This is a genomic window from Endozoicomonas elysicola, assembly GCF_000710775.1.
Classification (GTDB): Bacteria; Pseudomonadota; Gammaproteobacteria; order Pseudomonadales; family Endozoicomonadaceae; genus Endozoicomonas; species Endozoicomonas elysicola.
In genome coordinates, this window is record NZ_JOJP01000001.1 from 3,640,249 (window position 1) to 3,658,692 (window position 18,444).

General features: G+C 46.4%; 12 protein-coding genes. 7 read left to right on the forward strand and 5 right to left on the reverse strand.

Annotation, left to right across the window (positions count from 1 at the left end; genetic code table 11):
• The first annotated feature begins 139 nt into the window (after positions 1 to 139).
• The 4 genes from codB (at position 140) to GV64_RS15685 (ending at position 7,158) form a co-directional block, all read left to right on the forward strand.
• Complete coding sequence (gene codB / locus GV64_RS15670) at positions 140 to 1,393, forward strand: cytosine permease (protein WP_020584310.1); 1,254 nt, start codon at positions 140 to 142, stop codon at positions 1,391 to 1,393.
• On the forward strand, positions 1,390 to 2,667 hold the full coding sequence (gene codA, locus GV64_RS15675) for a cytosine deaminase (protein ID WP_020584309.1): 1,278 nt from the start codon (positions 1,390 to 1,392) through the stop codon (positions 2,665 to 2,667). The genes codB and codA overlap by 4 nt, the downstream gene beginning before the upstream one ends.
• Positions 2,668 to 3,111: 444 nt before the next feature.
• Positions 3,112 to 4,830, forward strand: a complete 1,719-nt coding sequence (locus tag GV64_RS15680; protein WP_020584308.1) for a hypothetical protein — start codon at positions 3,112 to 3,114, stop codon at positions 4,828 to 4,830.
• A gap of 543 nt (positions 4,831 to 5,373) precedes the next feature.
• The gene (locus GV64_RS15685) at positions 5,374 to 7,158 is read left to right on the forward strand and encodes a hypothetical protein (protein WP_020584307.1); all 1,785 of its coding nucleotides are present in this window, start codon (positions 5,374 to 5,376) and stop codon (positions 7,156 to 7,158) included.
• 231 nt (positions 7,159 to 7,389) lie between these two features.
• Here the strand turns inward: GV64_RS15685 and sthA are convergent, their stop codons facing one another.
• From sthA to GV64_RS15705, 4 genes are all read right to left on the reverse strand, one after another.
• Positions 7,390 to 8,784 (reverse strand): Si-specific NAD(P)(+) transhydrogenase, encoded by a 1,395-nt coding sequence (gene sthA, locus GV64_RS15690; protein WP_020584306.1) that lies wholly within the window; start codon positions 8,782 to 8,784, stop codon positions 7,390 to 7,392.
• Between the two features lie 213 nt (positions 8,785 to 8,997).
• Positions 8,998 to 9,231 (reverse strand): (Na+)-NQR maturation NqrM, encoded by a 234-nt coding sequence (gene nqrM / locus GV64_RS15695; protein ID WP_033403593.1) that lies wholly within the window; start codon positions 9,229 to 9,231, stop codon positions 8,998 to 9,000.
• Positions 9,232 to 9,318: 87 nt separating this feature from the next.
• The gene (locus tag GV64_RS15700; protein ID WP_020584304.1) at positions 9,319 to 10,440 is read right to left on the reverse strand and encodes an FAD:protein FMN transferase; all 1,122 of its coding nucleotides are present in this window, start codon (positions 10,438 to 10,440) and stop codon (positions 9,319 to 9,321) included.
• A gap of 211 nt (positions 10,441 to 10,651) precedes the next feature.
• A complete protein-coding gene (locus GV64_RS15705) occupies positions 10,652 to 11,263 on the reverse strand; it encodes a helix-turn-helix domain-containing protein (protein WP_051087849.1) in 612 nt (203 codons plus the stop codon).
• Between the two features lie 367 nt (positions 11,264 to 11,630).
• Between GV64_RS15705 and GV64_RS15710 the strand changes: the two genes are divergently transcribed.
• A complete protein-coding gene (locus GV64_RS15710; RefSeq protein WP_020584302.1) occupies positions 11,631 to 13,004 on the forward strand; it encodes an L-serine ammonia-lyase in 1,374 nt (457 codons plus the stop codon).
• 155 nt (positions 13,005 to 13,159) lie between these two features.
• Positions 13,160 to 16,099, forward strand: a complete 2,940-nt coding sequence (gene gcvP, locus GV64_RS15715) for an aminomethyl-transferring glycine dehydrogenase (RefSeq protein ID WP_020584301.1) — start codon at positions 13,160 to 13,162, stop codon at positions 16,097 to 16,099.
• A gap of 216 nt (positions 16,100 to 16,315) precedes the next feature.
• On the opposite strand, the gene GV64_RS25330 is transcribed toward gcvP, so the two are convergent.
• On the reverse strand, positions 16,316 to 16,471 hold the full coding sequence (locus tag GV64_RS25330) for a hypothetical protein (protein WP_020584299.1): 156 nt from the start codon (positions 16,469 to 16,471) through the stop codon (positions 16,316 to 16,318).
• Positions 16,472 to 16,693: 222 nt separating this feature from the next.
• Here GV64_RS25330 and GV64_RS15725 point away from each other — a divergent pair.
• Positions 16,694 to 18,444, forward strand: a 1,751-nt coding sequence (locus GV64_RS15725) for a VCBS domain-containing protein (protein WP_034844315.1), incomplete at its 3' end; no start/stop codon positions are given.

Here is an 18,444-nt window from a genome sequence, read left to right on the forward strand (position 1 = left end):
GTGAATTCACAATATATTCACGCTCACGGTAATTTCCGAAGTCGGTTACGGTTTATCATTGACTGACTTCGAATGACCGTTCTGTTAGCATGAATATCCGGCTACAAGGCCCTCAACCCTTTTCTTTATTGGAGGACCAATGTCGGAACATTCCCAGGATTTCGCTCACTCTCCCGTTTCAGCTGAAGCCCGAAAAGGCTTTTTTCCCATTCTGGTGGTGATGGTCGGTTTTACCTTCTTTTCAGCCAGTATGTGGTCCGGTGGAACCCTGGGACAAGGTCTGGACTTTTCCAGCTTTCTGATCACAGTGATGATCGGCAACCTTCTGCTCGGCGCCTACACTTCAGGCCTTGCCTGGATGGGCAGCAAAACCGGTCTTTCTACCCACCTTCTCTCGGAATATGCCTTTGGTAAAATCGGCGGCAAACTGACGTCTCTGGTGCTGGCCGCTACCCAGGTTGGCTGGTTCGGTGTGGGGGTTGCCATGTTTGCTCTCCCGGTGAACAAGGCAACCGGCATCAACACTGAGATTCTGGTGTTAGTCTCAGGGTTCCTGATGACCGTGACCGCATTTTTTGGTTTCAAGGCACTGACCATCCTCAGTTTTATCGCCGTTCCCGCCATTGCCCTACTGGGTGGTTTCTCCGTCAAGGAAGCCGTAGACAGCGCCGGAGGTTTGTCAGCGTTGATGGCCATCGAACCAACAACCACAATTACGTTTGCCAGTGCCATCAGTATCTGTATCGGGTCGTTTATCAGTGGTGGTTCCCTGACGGCCGATTTTACCCGCTTTGCCCGCACACCAAAAATTGCGGTCAGCGCGACACTGATTGCCTTCTTCCTGGGCAACAGCCTGATGTTCACCTTTGGGGCCGTCGGCTCCATGGTCACAGGCCAGGCGGATATTGCCGAGGTTATGTTCCTCCAGGGGTTGATACTGCCTGCCGTGATCACACTGGGCCTGAATATCTGGACCACTAACGATAATGCGCTTTACGTTTCCGGCCTGGGTTTTGCCAGTATCACCGGTAAGAGCAAAAACCTGATCGTCATGATCAACGGTGCCCTGGGAACGCTGTTCGCCCTGTGGCTCTATAACAATTTTGTCGGATGGCTGGGACTGCTGAGCTCTGCACTGCCGCCCGTTGGTGCCATTCTTCTCGCCGACTACTTTCTGGTAAGAAAAGGCCAGTACCCTGACTATCAAAAGGCTTCATTTGCCACCATCAACCCTTCAGCACTGATTGCCTGGATTGCCGGTATTGCCGCCGCAACACTGCTGCCAGGCATCGCCCCCATCAATGGCGTAGTGGTGGCGGCTATCAGCCATGTCCTGCTACAGAAAGCACCTATTTTTCAGGGACGCCTTGCTCACACTGAGACTTCGTTATGAGACTTGAAAACGTTCGCCTGCACCAGCAGCAGGGCCTGTTCGATATTGACATTGATAATGGCATTTTCACGGCCATCACATCTGCTGGCACTGCCCGAAACGAAGGTGTAGAGGTCATTGATGGTAATGGACAATTAGCACTGCCGCCCTTTATCGATCCGCACGTTCATCTGGACACTGCTCTGACGGCCGGAGAGCCGGTATGGAATCGAAGCGGCACCTTATTCGAGGGTATTCAGAACTGGTCTGAACGGAAAAAAACACTGACCCGCGATGATGTTAAAAGCCGGGCATCAAAAGCCCTGGAGTGGTATATCGCTCAGGGCGTTCAGCACGTTCGCAGCCATGTTGATACCACTGATCCATCGCTCACCGCCCTGCATGCCTTACTGGAACTGAGAGAAGAGATGCGGGACCTGATTGATATTCAGCTGGTCGCCTTCCCCCAGGAAGGTATCCCCTCTTTTCCAAAAGGTGCTGAGTTGCTGGAAGAGGCTCTGAAGCTGGGCGCAGAAGCCGTGGGTGGAATTCCACACTTTGAATACACCCGAGAATATGGCATCGAGTCCCTGAAAACCGTGTTTGATCTGGCCGAGAAATACGATCGCCTGATCGACATTCACTGTGATGAGATTGATGACGAACAGTCACGGTTCGTAGAAACAGTAGCTACCCTCGCCCTTGAACGCTCCATGGGACACCGGGTCACAGCCAGTCACACAACGGCAATGCACTCCTACAACAATGCCTATGTTTTCAAATTGATGCGCCTGCTGAAAAATTCCGGCATTCACTTTATTGCCAACCCTGTTACTAATTTGAATTTACAGGGACGCATGGATACCTATCCAAAACGCCGGGGCATCACACGAATCCCTGAGTTGCTGGAAGCCGGTGTCAACGCCTGTTTTGGCCAGGATGACATTGTGGATCAGTGGTTCCCCATGCAGGGCTGCAATATGCTGCTGGTACTGTTCACAGGTCTGGTGGGTTGCCAACTGACCGGTTTTGACCAGATTAACCAGGGCATCAACCTGATTACCCACAACAGCGCCCGATGCCTGAATATTCAGGACCAGTACGGTATTGAAGCAGGTAAACCCGGCAACCTGATTTTGCTGGATTCCGAGAGTGTTTTTGATGCCGTTCGCCGTCAGGCTACCGTGACACACTCCATCCGCCACGGAAAAGTGATTGCCAATACTACCCCCGCCAGAACTACGCTGTATCAGACAAATAAGCCCAGAGAAATCAGTCTAGCCTATTCCATTTGAAGCTTAGGTGGTGTTTACAATTAGCCATGAGGCCAGTTGATCACACAAGCTCTCAGGCAAGGAGAACGACGCAGGGCATGGTGGTTCCATGCTCAAGTTGTTCAACGCGGTATGAGTGCTTGCGTGATCAACCCGAAGGGCCACCCATGATTTACGTCATACGGTGTTGCTCACTGCTTATGTGGAACAACAACAACACCGCGTAGCTCGCGCCTTTATACCCTATGGGTATTGCCTGGCGTAAATCATGGGTGGCTGGTCACATGTCTAATTATGAACACCCCCTAGGCACTCCCTGCCCTCATAAAGCGAACTTATGGGGCAGTATTTCTTCATTAAGAAACCCTTCCCCATATTTGAAACCCTTTCTCCGGTTACCTGTCTATATTGTTTCAGACGTCTTGAAGCTCTTTATTCACAGAGGAATTCACCGAGGAAGTACAGATGGCAATAAAAAAATGGTTTCTTCTTTCACTCCTCTCAGGGGTGGCCACACTGGCCATGGCTTACCCTAAGGTAGATAAGCAAGGTGCTGTCTATAAGGGGTTACAGGATGTCCATACTATCGCTCAGCTGCAGGGCATAAACCCTCAGGATACGACAACCCGTTGGGAAATCGGCGAAAGCAACCTGGTGGAATGGTTGCTCGCACCCTGGGATGAGCTGAAAGTTAATGAAGCTCTTTCTGCCTACCGGCAGGAATACGGTTCAATAGCACAGACAGCATCAACAGTAGTTAATGGTGCTATCAGAAACAATTTTGATGCCTCTGGTCATTTGATTACCGACGAAGAACACCAGCAACTGTTGAGCATAATTGAACAGACAGCATACCTTCAGAACTTTCACCCTCAAGCCAGAGCCATCACCATTTCCGATACGGATGCTCAGTTTTTCCCAAGTGATGTATTTTTTACCAATAATCTGGCCCAGCCATCGAATGTTGCTGCCAACCAGAAATCTTCGAGCACTCTTATTCCCAGAAATACGCCTGTCATTGTACTGGGACAGTTGATGGCCATTGAGTCGGCGGGACTGGCCGCTGCTGAGGATGGCTGGGTAGCCCTGTGGCGACCAGAGTTTGGCCTGAAGTTCACAAAAGCAAGACATATAGCCTTTGTAGATGAAGCCCTGGTTGATGATTTTCCAGTATCGACTCAGGAACCAGAACCTGGCAGCCGGCTGAAATTAACCTTCACCAGCCGTGTTAGAAGCCAGGGGGTTAGCCAGCGGTTACCTTTAGGAACCCCAGTATATAGCCTGAGCGGAAGATACTTTTTAGCTGAACGAAATCAACAAGCCCCAATAGCACGGCAAATCGGACCTACCTTACTGCAGCTGTATGCAGCTCAACTGTCGCCTTTTGATTTATCTGTTGATCCTGCGGGTCAGCTTGACAACCAGGTCAACAAAGTTCCAGTACGACTCAATTACCAGAACTATTTGAACCAGCTGAGTAACACCCTGTTAAAATATCCTTCGGAATATGTAGGTCCGGAACACAATGAGAACCGCTATTTTGCCTTTGGTGAGGGTACGATTGGCCCCGATGGGGAACGGGGTATGGATGCTTCTACCTTCTCACTGAAACTGATCCAGCCTTTCGGAAAATGGCTGCCCAGATACTCCGTTCATCAGGTTGACGAGGGTATCAAGACCCATCTGATTGATACAACCCACGATGCAACACTGGAGGAAAACTATAAAGCCATGCTAGACCACTGCCAGATTGGCAATTTTGTATCAGTAGGGCCCGGCAATAATATGGCCTGCCTAGGCAGCATCTCTCTGGCACAGCTTGGCCAGCTCAGTGATGAGGCATATGCTGATGCCGTCACCACAGGAGGGATGACAGAGTGGGATCGAATACCGCTGCTGGCCCTCAGTACCGTCGGCCTGACCAATATAGAAGACGTTGTGATAAATAAGCCGGCAGGTACTATTGAAATTCCATCCACCGGTGAGACTCTGCAACTGTATTCAGAATCGAAAGAGTCAATGGCTGTGTGGTATATCACCGGAAAAGCGGCAGTCTACCCTGTATTTAAATCAGGCTATCTAAGCAGCTATATTCGAGATGGAAGATCATTGACACTTTACAGTTACTTCAAACCTGTAGTTCCTGAAAAAACATCTAACCCTATAATAAAAAGCAAACTTTAGAAAATTCTGATAGATTTCCTAATGATAAGCTAATCCACACATAAAATTCTCGTGGATTAGCTTTAAAGATAGATAGCATTCTCAGCGTGACTAGTTGACCATTTTAGCAATTATACGCAAATAATATTCCTGCCTGTGCGACCATATCTATTCATTAATAACCCCTTAAAATGGAACCCCAACCTAAAATAGAGCTTTACATTCTTAAAGGATATTATTAACAATCAGTAAGACCTACATTTCATTTTCCAAAATAGTAGATTCAAGATTAATATTAACCAGCCAACGATAAATATCTAGCCATATTTACCTTATCGACTAAAGGCTAACACCTAATCAATTAAAAGAACACCCCCCTAAAAATACATAAAAAACCATATTAAAATCACTAGCATAAGATTATTACAACCGATTGATCTTGCAACCATGAACTATTTATTCAAACACTCGCAATATAACTAACCACCTAGTTAGTCACTTCCAAGGAAAAACCATTTAAATTATCTTAAGAAGTAAACATCACTTAATTAAGGAACAATTAACATGGATGTAAAATTCTCAGCACCTGGCTTAATGACACATAACTACAAAGTTACAACGCCCTATCACAAAAATGGCGAAGAATCATTCGGCATGGCTGTTGAGAAAAAAGATATAGTACGACACACTCCCACCTCTTTAGAAAAACCCACATCAATAGATCAGCGATTACCTACAAACATCTGTAGTTCAATGGAGAAAGCGTTCGCCTCATTACTGTGTAAACATCTACTTTTTTACGGTTTTGATCCAGTAAGAATTACCGACCACCAATTCGACCTTGAAGTAAAAAAATTAATCAAAGATATACAGAACAAGGGAATTAGAATAGATGAAGACACCCCTGTTTCAAAAATAGAAAAAAACAAATCATTGTTAAAAACACTTGAAGAAAATTACGATAAATTAATCACTATGAGCAGGAAATTAAACTGCTATTTGAAGTCTGGTGAATGCCAAAGATGGGATACAGACCAAAACTTATATAGAGGTGGATTATTAAAATATGAGGCAGAAATCCCCAGAAATATGCAAAACATGGAATTACCGTTCAGGCCAGAAATGATTAACCATGGCATAGAAATCTATGGCAAAGGCTTATACTTGACAACAGACTTAGAAGAAGCACACAAATATTTCAAAGATGCAATGCTATGTATAAAACTAAGGCCATCAACTCCATTTATTGACTTAAATGATAGCAATACCGTAAATACCTTAACCAAATCACTCAGAACGAATGAAGCAGGGTTAGTTGATGCCTTAACAAACAAGCTCAATGTTCAAGCAATAATAAAGTGGAACACTGGACCAAATGGCCCTGATTATTTCACACTTAAATCTCCTGGCTTTATAGAAAGAGCAGTTCTTTGTGATGATAAAATGGCACAAAATGAAGTGTCTTTTCACCAGTTTGAAGAGCTTCCAGCATTTCTCCAGAGTAGTTCTGAAAACTTAAAATCAGTTACAGTAACGGATGAGTCTAAATTGAGACTTACCGGACACACTTTTGATTACCCATCCCATGGAATTATAAACAAAGTTCCTATACTAAGACTCGAAGTTAGCCCAGAAGAGTTTATATATGTTTTCAAGAAGCCAGAATCATCTGATTCATACTATCAAGTTCGGGCAGTTGCTCACACAAAAATGACGCAGTATAGATTAGAGCCAAGTGAAAAAGTATTATTAGATTCCTGCCATAAAAAAATGGCTGAACATGAGCATATTAAATCCAAAGAATCAGAATCACAGCTTGTTAGATCACTAAGAGAAAAATATTACCACGAAACCATGAATTCTCGGGTGGCCCTATCCAGCTTAGATAGAATAGAATTAGATTTATCCCATGTGCGATCAATAATGACTCATGGCATACTATCAAGCACTCATTCAGCTATTAGCACGGAAGAAAATCTGTCTATTCTGAAAGCCCTAAAAAGCAGGGTTGAGTTGATACAAAAAGTAATAAACATGAAAGTAACTAACCAGACCACTTTAAGAAAAATAACATTAAGAACAGAAAACCTTCTTAATGAAATTCAAAGTTTGATTGAATATATAGAACATCAAGCGGTTAACAAAGATGCGCAAATACTCGAAAGACTAAGAGAGGAGTTGAAGGATTGTAGTCGATCTGTCACCTCTAAGGCTTGCGTATTAAAAGAAACCAAGCAGACTGAGAATAAATTTCATAGCTGCACTGACAAAACCATTCTTACCAAGTATCTGGTTAGGCGAATGACTGATCGATACCGCAGGAGAATGCTGGAGAAGTTTCCAGTTTAAACAAATATTATGAGCAAAGCACTCAGCTATAAATTGGCTTTATCACTTCTACTGAAAAATTTGTTGACTGTTTTGTTTATGAGTTTCCCGTTAATTTAGCGGTCTGGCTTAGCTTCTCTGGCAGTCGCTCATGAGGCAGATGAACTTCAATGAACAACCTACTGCCAAAGGAGTTTCACCTGCAAGTTGTGCCGTTCGAAGCAGGCCCGATCAGGCCTGCTTGTTGAAAGGTCAAAATAACCGATTCAACCCATCCAGAGCCGCAACACGATAAGCTTCAGCCATAGTTGGATAGTTAAAGGTGGTATTCAGGAAGTATCGGAGCGAATTGGCCTTACCCTCCTGACGCATAACCGCCTGACCGATATGTACAATCTCAGAAGCCTGGTCGCCAAAACAGTGAATACCCAACACTTCCAGTGTATCCCGATGAAACAGGATTTTCAGCATCCCGACCACCTCACCGGTAATCTGGGCCCTCGCCAGTCTGGAGAAAAATGCTTTACCCACTTCGTAAGGAACAGCCTCTGCGGTCAGCTCTTCTTCTGTACGGCCAAGAGAGCTGATTTCCGGAATGGTATAGATCCCGGTAGGTACTTCATTAACAAAATGCCAGTCCTCACTATTACAGAGATGTGCTGAAGCAGAGCGACCCTGATCATAAGCCGCACTGGCAAGGCTAGGCCAGCCAATCACATCACCTGCCGCATAAATATGTGGTAATGCGGTCTGATAACTTTCATTAACGCTTAACTGTCCACGACCGTCTGGCTTGAGACCGATCATTTCCAGCCCCATTGCCTGAGTATTCCCTGCCCGGCCATTGGCCCAGAGCAGCATGTCAGCTTTTAGCTTTTTGCCAGATTTGAGGTGCATTACGACCCCATCATCCAATGTCTCAAGCTTCTGAAACTCTTCATTATGGCGAATAATGACATTCATCTTGCGTAGCTGATAACCCAGGGCATCCGAGATCTCTTTGTCAAGAAAAGAAAGGAGGCGTTCACGGGTATCAATCAGATCCACCAGCACTCCCAGACCAGAGAAAATCGAAGCATATTCAGACCCGATAACACCAGCACCGTAGATAATCATGCGACGTGGTGTAGATGACAGCTCCAGAATCGAATCACTGTCAAATACCCTTGGATGATGGAAATCCACCCCCGGCGGGTGATAAGGTCGGGAACCGGTAGCAATCAGAAAATTGGATGCAAAAAGGCGTTCAGTATTCCCACTGGGTTCAGTCACCTCCAGTGTATGCTCATCGATAAAAGCCCCACGACCAAAGTAAAGGTCTATCCGGTTACGGGCGTAGTACATGGTGCGGGACTGAACCTGCTTCTGAATCACTGATTCAGCCCTTTTCAGCACCTTGGGAAAACTAAACCAGCGGGGATCACCAATCTCACGAAACATGGAGTTAGTGTTGAAATCCATGATCTGTTTGACTGAATGACGCAGGGCTTTGGATGGAATCGTGCCCAAATGGGTACAACTGCCACCAACGAAGTTAAACTGCTCGACAACAGCTACCTTTTTACCGAGTTTGACAGCATTCATCGCTGCCCCCTCACCCGCAGGTCCCGACCCCAGGATGACCAAGTCGTATTTACTGACACCCATCTATTCGATTCCCCCGGTTCAAACACATTATCTGTTTATTCTTCTTTACAGCTTAGAGTCTGTTCGTGATCTTTATGAGAAAGCATGAACGGCATATTGTCGCTTGCAGCTAATATAGAGATCATGAGTATGCTTTTAGGATGTATCACTCTAGAAGCAAGCATAGCTTTTGATGCCTGAGCACTCGACCTGAACAGACCAAATGACCAGAGATCACACTTTTTTCCTGACCTCTGCAGCAGTGGCGTCATAAAACAGGTCATCATTTACTTCTGAAAGCGGATCTGTCTTGTCACCACCACCACAAATTACGCAGCTGTCTTTCAAGCCAAGGCTACTGAGACCGCCACAAGAGCCTTTAATCGGTTTATTGGCAAAAATTACACCCACTGCCATGGCGGCAATAAGCACAAGAAAAGTACAAAATGTAATCAGCATAATAGTCATGACTGATTCCTCCATTATTTACCATGAAATACCGCTATTTCAGGGGGTATCTGCAATCAAACTTTTGGTTGAAGCGGCTTTATTCGCTCATGGCTGTTCAACCAGATAAGGCTTGAAAGCCTCACTGGTTACAGTTTCAAATCCTTCATCCGTATAATAGGCAAAACGCGCAGCAATACCTAGCCGATTCGCCAGCTCAAGCCCTTTTTCATCACCCAGCACCATAAACATGGTTGCCAGCGCATCGGCTCGTGCAGAAGTATCTGCAATAACCGCTACTTCGGCCACCCGCTTGGCTTCAGGCCAGCCAGTTACCGGGTTGATTGTATGAGAGTAGCGCTGGCCATCAACCTCAAAAAAATTCAGGTAATCACCGGAAGTTGCCAGCGCTTTATCCAATGGCTCGACCAGTGCTGATATTCCATTTTTTCCCATTTCAGGGCCAATGACCGCCAACCGCCAGGGCTTTCCATTTGGCTTAACTCCCTGGACAGCAACTTCACCACCCACTTCTACAATAAAGTCTTCAATGCCCAGGGCTCTAATGGCGGCAGCTGCCTGATCAACACCATAGCCCTTGGCTATAGAACTCAGGTCAACAAACAGCTCCTTCTCGCGGGTCAGTGTAGAGTCTCCAATATCAGCTTTCAGACTCTGATAACCAACCTTGGTCCTGGCCTCGTTAATAGCCATTTCATCGGGAATATGACCCGGGTACTGGCTCTCAATCCATTTTACGAATTCTGGAGCATTTGCCAGTTCATGGGAGTCCTCATCACCCGGACTCTCCTTGACCGCTGCCCACTGTGTTGGACCAAATCCCCAGAGATTGACCAGTGGACCAACAGTGATATCGTAAGCCCCATCAGACATATCAGAAATCGCCTGCGCTTCCTGAACAAGCTGAACAATATCCTGCGATACCCTGAATGGTTCACCAACCGGAGAACGATTAAACTGCATCAGTTCAGAGTCAGACTTATAAGTAGACATTCTCTGATCCACATCAGCCAAGGCATCATATACAGCTTTGGAAACCTCTTTTACCGGATGAGTAAAAAGATTAGCGACATAGCTGACGTTATAGGTCGTTCCCATGATCTGTCCCTGAAAGCTGTAAAGCCTGGGTCGCGTACTTAACACCAGAAATACCACCAATAACAGAAAAATGGCAGGTAACAGTGATCGCTTTAGAGATCGGGAAAGCAAGTGAAACTCCTGAAAAGTGGCTCAATACTGCATGGGTTAGCATCAGGCAGCTTCATAAAAAGAGTGTCAGGCTAAATGAAGGATAACGACCCGTGTCAACCGTCTACAAAAATGCGCTATGAAAGCTCGCCGTGAAAGCTGTATACCAAAACTTTGGCCGGATTCTAGCACCAGCTCAGGGGATAATCATCAGGGATTAAACGGAAACTGTTCAGGCAGTTACCCAGAGAATAACCGCATCATCCTCACTGGTTGAAACCAGAGCGTGCCCCATTTCTGCATCGTAATATGCACTGTCCCCTTCAAACAGTTCTATTGGCTGATAATACTCGGTATAGAGTTCAAGGCTGCCATGCAAAACCAGCAGAAACTCTTCGCCATCATGACGAACCCATTCCCGATATTCATTAAACGACCTTGCTCTGACAGTGGTTCTATAAGGGATCATTTTTTTGCCGGAGAGCTCTGTAGCGAGCAACTCATGCTCATAGGTACTGGTTGGGTGGATACGCCCTTCTCCCTGACGCGTGACATCCCTGCGACCACCAGCAGAAACCGTTTTCTTAACCGGTGAGAACAGCTGAGGTATATCGATACCTAAACCATTGACCAGCTTAGTCACTGCAGTAAAGGTTGGTGATATCTGTTCATTTTCGATTTTTGACAGGGTGGACCTGGCCAGACCGGTTCTCTGGCTTGCCTCTTCAAGCGTTAACTGCTGGCTCAGGCGAATCTCCCGAACGCGTTTTCCCAGCTCCAAAGGCGCTACAGAAGCTTCTGGCTGGCTTACACCAGCTGGGTCAACCCCAACTTTTCGTGTTATGACTACAGCAGGCTTACGTTGCTGTTCCTGCTTAAGAAATTCCGTTGATCTCGGCACTACTTCCCCCTTAACCCCTAGTCCTCAGAGGCTATTTTCTGCCATCTTGTGCACCATAATACAGGTAAATCAAGAAAAAACATTCCATGTGAAAACTTGTTTCCTATTGGAAACTTTTTTATTGATGTAAAAGAAAGGTGTTGTTACGCTTTCCTATAAGTAAATAGGAAACTTATCGGTGAAACCAGTAAAAACATAGGAATTTCTGGTTGTATTCTGATTTTTACTAATCGATCGTTTGGTCAGTTTCCTATTGAAAAATAACAAATAAATAGCCTCAAAGCAGATATCAATTGATGGAGTCATGGCGATGGGCTTAAGTATCCTTGATTTGTTCAAGATAGGCGTGGGACCATCCTCTTCCCATACGGTTGGACCGATGGTCGCTGCCAATCGCTTTCTTGAAACCCTCAAAGTGAAGGGAAATCTTGAGGATACCCACCAGATTCGTATTGAGCTTTATGGCTCTCTGGCCATGACTGGTGAGGGGCACGCCACTGACACTGCAATTATGTTGGGATTAATCGGTGAAAAGCCTGACCAGCTTGACCCGGATCTGGCTCCCAGTCTCATTGATTCCATCCGTAAAACAAAACAGCTGAATCTCGCTGGTGATCATTTAATCACTTTCATTGAAAGCCAGCATCTGCACTTCCTGCATGGCCACTCGCTACCCAAACACCCAAATGGCATGACGCTGAGAGCCTACGATGAGGCCGGTCTGGAACTTTTTCATGACAATTACTACTCCGTCGGTGGTGGCTTTGTCCTCAATGAACTAGAGACGGAACAGACATCTGCCAATAATGCCATTCAAGTCCCCTACCCATTCAATAATGCGCAGGATCTTTTGGATATTGGGGATAGCTCCGGGCTGACTATTGCCGAGATTGTTCTTGAAAATGAAAAATTCCTGGGAAGAACTGACAACATCCAACGTGATCTGTTAGCCATCTGGAAAGTAATGGACAACTGCATTAAACGGGGCTGCGAGCAAACCGGTATGCTTCCCGGGGGGTTGAATGTAAGGCGTCGTGCTCATCAACTGCATCAAGAACTACTGAATCGCCCTGAAAACCTGAAGGATCATCTGGAAGTCATGGACTGGGTCAACCTTTTCGCCATCGCCGTCAATGAGGAAAACGCCGTTGGAGGTCGCGTCGTAACAGCTCCCACCAATGGTGCTGCTGGCGTCATTCCCGCCGTGCTTGCCTATTACCACCATTTTGTAAATGGCAGTGATGAAGAGGGTATCTGTACATTTCTATCCACTGCATCGGCGATTGGCATGCTGTATAAGAAGAATGCTTCTATCTCCGCTGCAGAGGTCGGATGCCAGGGAGAAATAGGTGTCGCCTGCTCCATGGCTGCCGGAGCACTCTGTGCAGTGATGGGTGGAAATAACCGCCAGATTGAAAATGCCGCTGAAATTGGTATGGAGCATAACCTGGGGTTGACCTGTGACCCTATTGCCGGACTGGTTCAGGTTCCCTGTATTGAACGAAATACCATGGGAGCAGTTAAGGCTATCAATGCAGCCCGTCTTGCTCTGAAAGGTGATGGTCAACATCGCGTATCTCTTGATGACGTTATTGAGACCATGCGCCAGACTGGTCTGGATATGCAGGATAAATACAAAGAAACTGCCACCGGGGGGCTGGCGGTCAATGTCGTGATGTGTTGAGACAGTATTATCTACAGAAACAACTGCAACAAGAATACAGAAAAAGCACATTTGTCTTTTATCCCAATCACTGACAACAGATTCACAAGAACTCATTAGTCAGTCATAAAACGACTTTTATTAAAACCAACGTAAGAGCGAAACAGGACAACAACATGGCCGTTGAACACACTTCAGCCAGTCTGCCAACACTGACAGAGCTGGAAAATAACGATGCATTCACCCATCGTCATATTGGTTCCGACCAACTGGAACAGCAGGCCATGCTGGAGAGTATTGGACTCAACTCACTGGCTGAACTAATTGGGGAAACCGTTCCTGGCAGTATTCGACTGAATAAAGAGCTGGAGCTTCCTGCCGGGAAAACCGAAGCGCAGGCGCTCTCACAACTGCAGGCTCTGGCAAAGCAGAACACGGTCAATAAAACCTACATTGGCATGGGCTATTACAACACTGAAGTCCCGAACGTCATCCTTCGGAACCTGCTGGAAAACCCCGGTTGGTATACTGCCTATACCCCCTACCAACCAGAAATCTCCCAAGGCAGACTGGAAATGCTGCTCAATTTTCAGCAGATGGTCATGGATTTGACTGGCATGGACGTTGCCAATGCTTCCCTACTTGATGAAGCCACGGCTGCAGCCGAAGCCATGACATTGTGTTTAAGAAGTGTCGGACGTAATAAAGCCGCCAGCCAGACTTATTTTGTCGCCGACGACGTACACCCACAAACGATTGATGTCATTAAAACCCGTGCACAGTGGCTGGGAATCAATATCATCGTAGGAACCCCCCATACAGAGCTTGTCAATCACGATGTCTTTGGTGCACAGCTTCAATACCCGGGTACTTATGGGAATATCACCGACATTGGCTCTATTGTCGAAATAGCTAAACAGCAGGGTGCCATGGTATCTGTAGCCAGCGACCTGCTGGCACTCACACTGCTTAAATCGCCCGGAGAGCTTGGAGCTGATATCGTTCTGGGCAACAGTCAACGTTTTGGGGTGCCCTTGGGTTTTGGTGGTCCTCATGCTGCATTCTTTGCCACCACCAGCAAGCTGAAGCGCTCTGTACCAGGTCGAATCATCGGGGTATCCAAAGACAGTCGTGGCAACCCGGCATTGCGCATGGCCATGCAAACACGCGAGCAACATATCCGAAGAGAAAAGGCGACCTCTAACATTTGTACTGCCCAGGCTCTACTGGCGAATATGGCAGCGGCCTATGCCATTTATCATGGCTCCGAAGGACTGAAGACCATTGCGGAACGAGTACATCGCCTCACCCGTATTCTCCATCACGGGCTGGTGGAAATGGGCTTCCAGTGTAATGATTCTTTTTTCGACACCTTGACGTTCAAGGTGGGCAGTGACCAGGAAACCATTATCCAACGAGCTTTGAAATATGGCTGCAACCTCCGCCAGATTGGCTCAGATCGCCTGGGTGTGAGCCTCGACGAAACCACTCGTTCTGAAGACTTGGTCAATCTGTTCAATATCTTTATGGGCGAAGGGAAGGAGCTGAATATTGCTTCTATCGATCGACAGATTTCGGCCAATAACAGTCAACGAGCTCATACCCAGAAAGCCATCGGTCTGGCAGATGAACACCGCCGTACAGATGTTATTTTGAATCATCCGGTTTTTAACAGTTACCACTCAGAAACCGACATGATGCGTTATTTGAAACAGCTGGAGAATAAAGACTATTCTCTGGTTCATGGCATGATTCCACTGGGCTCATGCACCATGAAACTCAATGCCGCCGCTGAAATGCTTCCTGTATCATGGCCAGAGTTTTCCAATATCCATCCCTTCACGCCAAAAGATCAGGTACCGGGTTACCTGACCATGATCCGGCAACTAGAAGAAGCTCTGGTAGAAATCACAGGCTATGACGCCATCTCCATGCAGCCCAACTCCGGAGCCCAGGGAGAATATGCAGGCCTTCTGGCTATCCGTAATTATCAAAGGGCAAACCAACAGGAGCACCGCGATGTTTGCCTGATCCCTTCTTCCGCTCACGGCACTAATCCGGCCTCAGCGGCCATGCTGGGCATGAAAATTGTCATTGTTGCCTGTGATAACAACGGGAATGTGGATGTCGATGACTTGAAGACCAAAGCTGAAGAGTACAGTAGCCGCCTCTCTGCCTTGATGGTGACCTACCCATCAACTCACGGTGTATACGAAGAAGAGATTCGCACCATCTGCCAGATCATTCATGATAACGGTGGTCAGGTCTATATGGATGGAGCCAATATGAACGCATTGGTTGGTATCTCCCGCCCTGGTGATATTGGCTCTGATGTTTCACACCTGAACCTTCATAAAACCTTTGCTATCCCTCATGGTGGTGGTGGTCCAGGCATGGGCCCTATCGGGGTTAAGAGCCACCTGACACCTTACCTTCCAAATCATACGGTAAGTCCTATTGAAGGACACAATGAAGGCATTGGCGCTGTCTCTGCGGCACCATTTGGCAGCTCATCCATACTGCCTATCAGTTGGATGTACATCACCATGCTGGGTAGCAAGGGTTTAAGGGAGTCAACAGAGCTGGCCATCCTTCATGCCAACTACATGGCAAAACGGCTGGGCGATCATTATCAGATTCTCTATCAGGGCAGAAACAATCATGTGGCTCACGAATGCATCATTGATATCCGCCCTATCAAAGAAGCCTTTGGCGTTACCGAAGAAGATATAGCAAAACGCCTTATGGATTATGGTTTCCACGCCCCAACCATGTCTTTCCCGGTTGCTGGAACCCTGATGATAGAGCCAACCGAGTCTGAGTCCATGGAAGAAATAGACCGGTTTATTGACGCGATGATCTCAATCAGAAAGGAAATTGATCAGGTCGCCAGCGGAGCATGGCCAAAGGACAACAACCCCTTGGTAAATGCCCCACACACAATGAAAGACCTTGCAGAAGAGGAGTGGCATCATCCCTACAGCAGGAAAGTAGCGGCATTCCCTTCGCCATACAGCCATAAGGCAAAATACTGGCCTGCAGCTAATCGTATCGACAACGTTTATGGAGACCGTAACTTTATCTGCTCATGCCCAGATATCGAGGTTTATCAATAAGTTATAATTCACATTTAAAATAAACGATAGATCCACATAAGGCCCTTTGGTGACATATTGACCAAAGGGCTTTTTTGATACTTGGTTTTACCGATACTTATTATGGGCAATTGAATGCTGTCGATCAAAATTACCAACCTACCCGCTGCGAGTACATTCACACTGGATGATGCAGCAGTCAGTAACAACAAAACCATAAAGGCTCTAGATACTGCCTTAGCCTGCACTCAAGACCAATAACGATACCGAAGCATCCTGGGCCTCACTGTCAGTAATATCCACAACAGTCAGGATCAGCACTTCTAAGTTGTCACTAGTGGTGGTGATATCATTATGGGATACCGCCCGAATGCTGTTGGTAATGTAACTCAACGAGTCTCCTTTAAAGCTGTTGATTTGTTTTCATTGGATAGTAATGATAAAGCCACTTTTAACAGATTGATAAATAACAAAAACTTTAATCATGAGAAAAAACAATCATTGCTCCGGATTAATTTTATTTTTTTAAAGAGCAAAAGTTAATAATAAAGAAAAACCACTGAACTAAAATTAAATACCAAAAGAAAAGAATCATTTACCAGGGCAGGTAATATTATGGATTCAGGCAGTGGATCACCAGTTATTGGATTTATTAAAGAAACTGGATCACCAATTGAAATCACTGACAACAATGGAAATAAACGAGTTTTAAAGACAGGCGACCCTGTCTATTTAAATGATGTCATCCAAAATTTCACTGGCACAGAACTAATCATAGAGTTGGTTAATGGTCAATTAATCAATTTGGCGGCACAGCAACAAATTATTATCGGTGCAGATCTTCTGAATAATCTGGACCCTGCAAGTTCTGGCAAAGATAAAGCACAAAGTCAGGATGAGAGCCCAGTTCAGGAAAGAGAGTCATCGGTGCCAGAGCCTGAGGCTTCTTCAGATACCTCACCACCCGATGAAGAAGACAATACAAGCCGTCTGACTGAACAATATATTATTGAACGAGAAACTTCAGAAATAAACCCTGAACCAGATAGCTCTGAAACGTCAAACACCACTGATCAGATTGACTCAGTAAATCAAAACAACGATGAATCTCTCTTTTCAACCGTTACTATTAATCAAAAACCTGAAATTTTAGATCAGAGTTTTAATATCAATGAAAATATGCCCATAGATGGTTCTGCTATCGTGGGTGTGGTTATTGCCAGTGATCAGGGAAGCAGCCTGGGCCTCAGACATGCAATTATTGACGGAAATGAAGATGGCCATTTTGCTATTGATCCTGACAGTGGTGAAATAAGCGTAGTTGGTGATCTTAATTATGAAGTAACTCCAAGTTATGCTCTAACAATAGAAGTTACTGATACAGGTAACCTTTCCGAAACAGCAACCATTACTATTGATGTTAACGATCTTAACGAAACACCTGAACCTGTCAGTGACAGTGCATCGTTACAGGAAAACGAGAGCTTTGTGATCAATGTTCTTGCTAACGACACTGATGAGGATTTCACTGATGGCCCGGCTAATTTCAGCCTCGATAATGCCACTGTTATTGATAGCAATGGTATTCCAGTTACAGGGCAAGGCGTTGCAGGTATTGTTAACAACCAGTTAAGCTTTGCCCCCGGAACTGATTTTGATTACCTTGCAGCCGGAGAGACTGCAGCTGTCACCGTACGCTACCTGATGAGTGACGATGAGGGTCTAAGCGCCGATTCAACAGTCAGTATCATTATCACCGGCACCAACGATGTGCCCACTATCACTGCGGCCACCGATGTCACTGGCGCCGTGACCGAGATTATGGATGGTGCCAGTGGCGAGAACAGTACGACTCTCTCCGACAGCGGCAGCTTCACCATCGCCGATGTCGACCTGACCGATGTGCAGACCGTCAGCATCACCTCCGACACCAGCGGGTACCTCGGCACCTTTACCCCGACGGTCAGCAACAACAGCATTAACGATGGCACCGGCCAGGTGGACTGGACCTTCAGCGTGCCCGATGCCGACATTGATTACCTGGCCAAAGACCAGGTGGTCACCCAGACCTACACGGTCACCATCAACGATGGCAACGGCGGCACCGTGGATCAGCAGGTCACCGTGACCATTACCGGCACCAACGACGTGCCCACCATCACTGCGGCCACCGATGTCACTGGCGCGGTCACTGAAATTGTCGACGGCGGTACCGGTGAAAATACCGCTACCCTATCCGACAGTGGTTCCTTTACCATCGCCGATGTGGATCTCACCGATGTGCAAACCGTCAGCGTCACTTCCGACACCAGCGGTTACCTCGGCACCTTCACCCCAACCGTCAGCAACAATACGACGGGGGATGG

What these genes read in the sequence shown, in the direction of transcription:
- sthA (WP_020584306.1), bottom strand. Translation starts at nt 8,784, where the DNA reads ATGGGTGTCAGTAAATACGACTTGGTCATCCTGGGGTCGGGACCTGCG.
- GV64_RS15710 (WP_020584302.1), top strand. Translation starts at nt 11,631, where the DNA reads ATGGGCTTAAGTATCCTTGATTTGTTCAAGATAGGCGTGGGACCATCC.
- codA (WP_020584309.1), top strand. Translation starts at nt 1,390, where the DNA reads ATGAGACTTGAAAACGTTCGCCTGCACCAGCAGCAGGGCCTGTTCGAT.
- nqrM (WP_033403593.1), bottom strand. Translation starts at nt 9,231, where the DNA reads ATGACTATTATGCTGATTACATTTTGTACTTTTCTTGTGCTTATTGCC.
- GV64_RS15685 (WP_020584307.1), top strand. Translation starts at nt 5,374, where the DNA reads ATGGATGTAAAATTCTCAGCACCTGGCTTAATGACACATAACTACAAA.
- codB (WP_020584310.1), top strand. Translation starts at nt 140, where the DNA reads ATGTCGGAACATTCCCAGGATTTCGCTCACTCTCCCGTTTCAGCTGAA.
- GV64_RS15680 (WP_020584308.1), top strand. Translation starts at nt 3,112, where the DNA reads ATGGCAATAAAAAAATGGTTTCTTCTTTCACTCCTCTCAGGGGTGGCC.
- gcvP (WP_020584301.1), top strand. Translation starts at nt 13,160, where the DNA reads ATGGCCGTTGAACACACTTCAGCCAGTCTGCCAACACTGACAGAGCTG.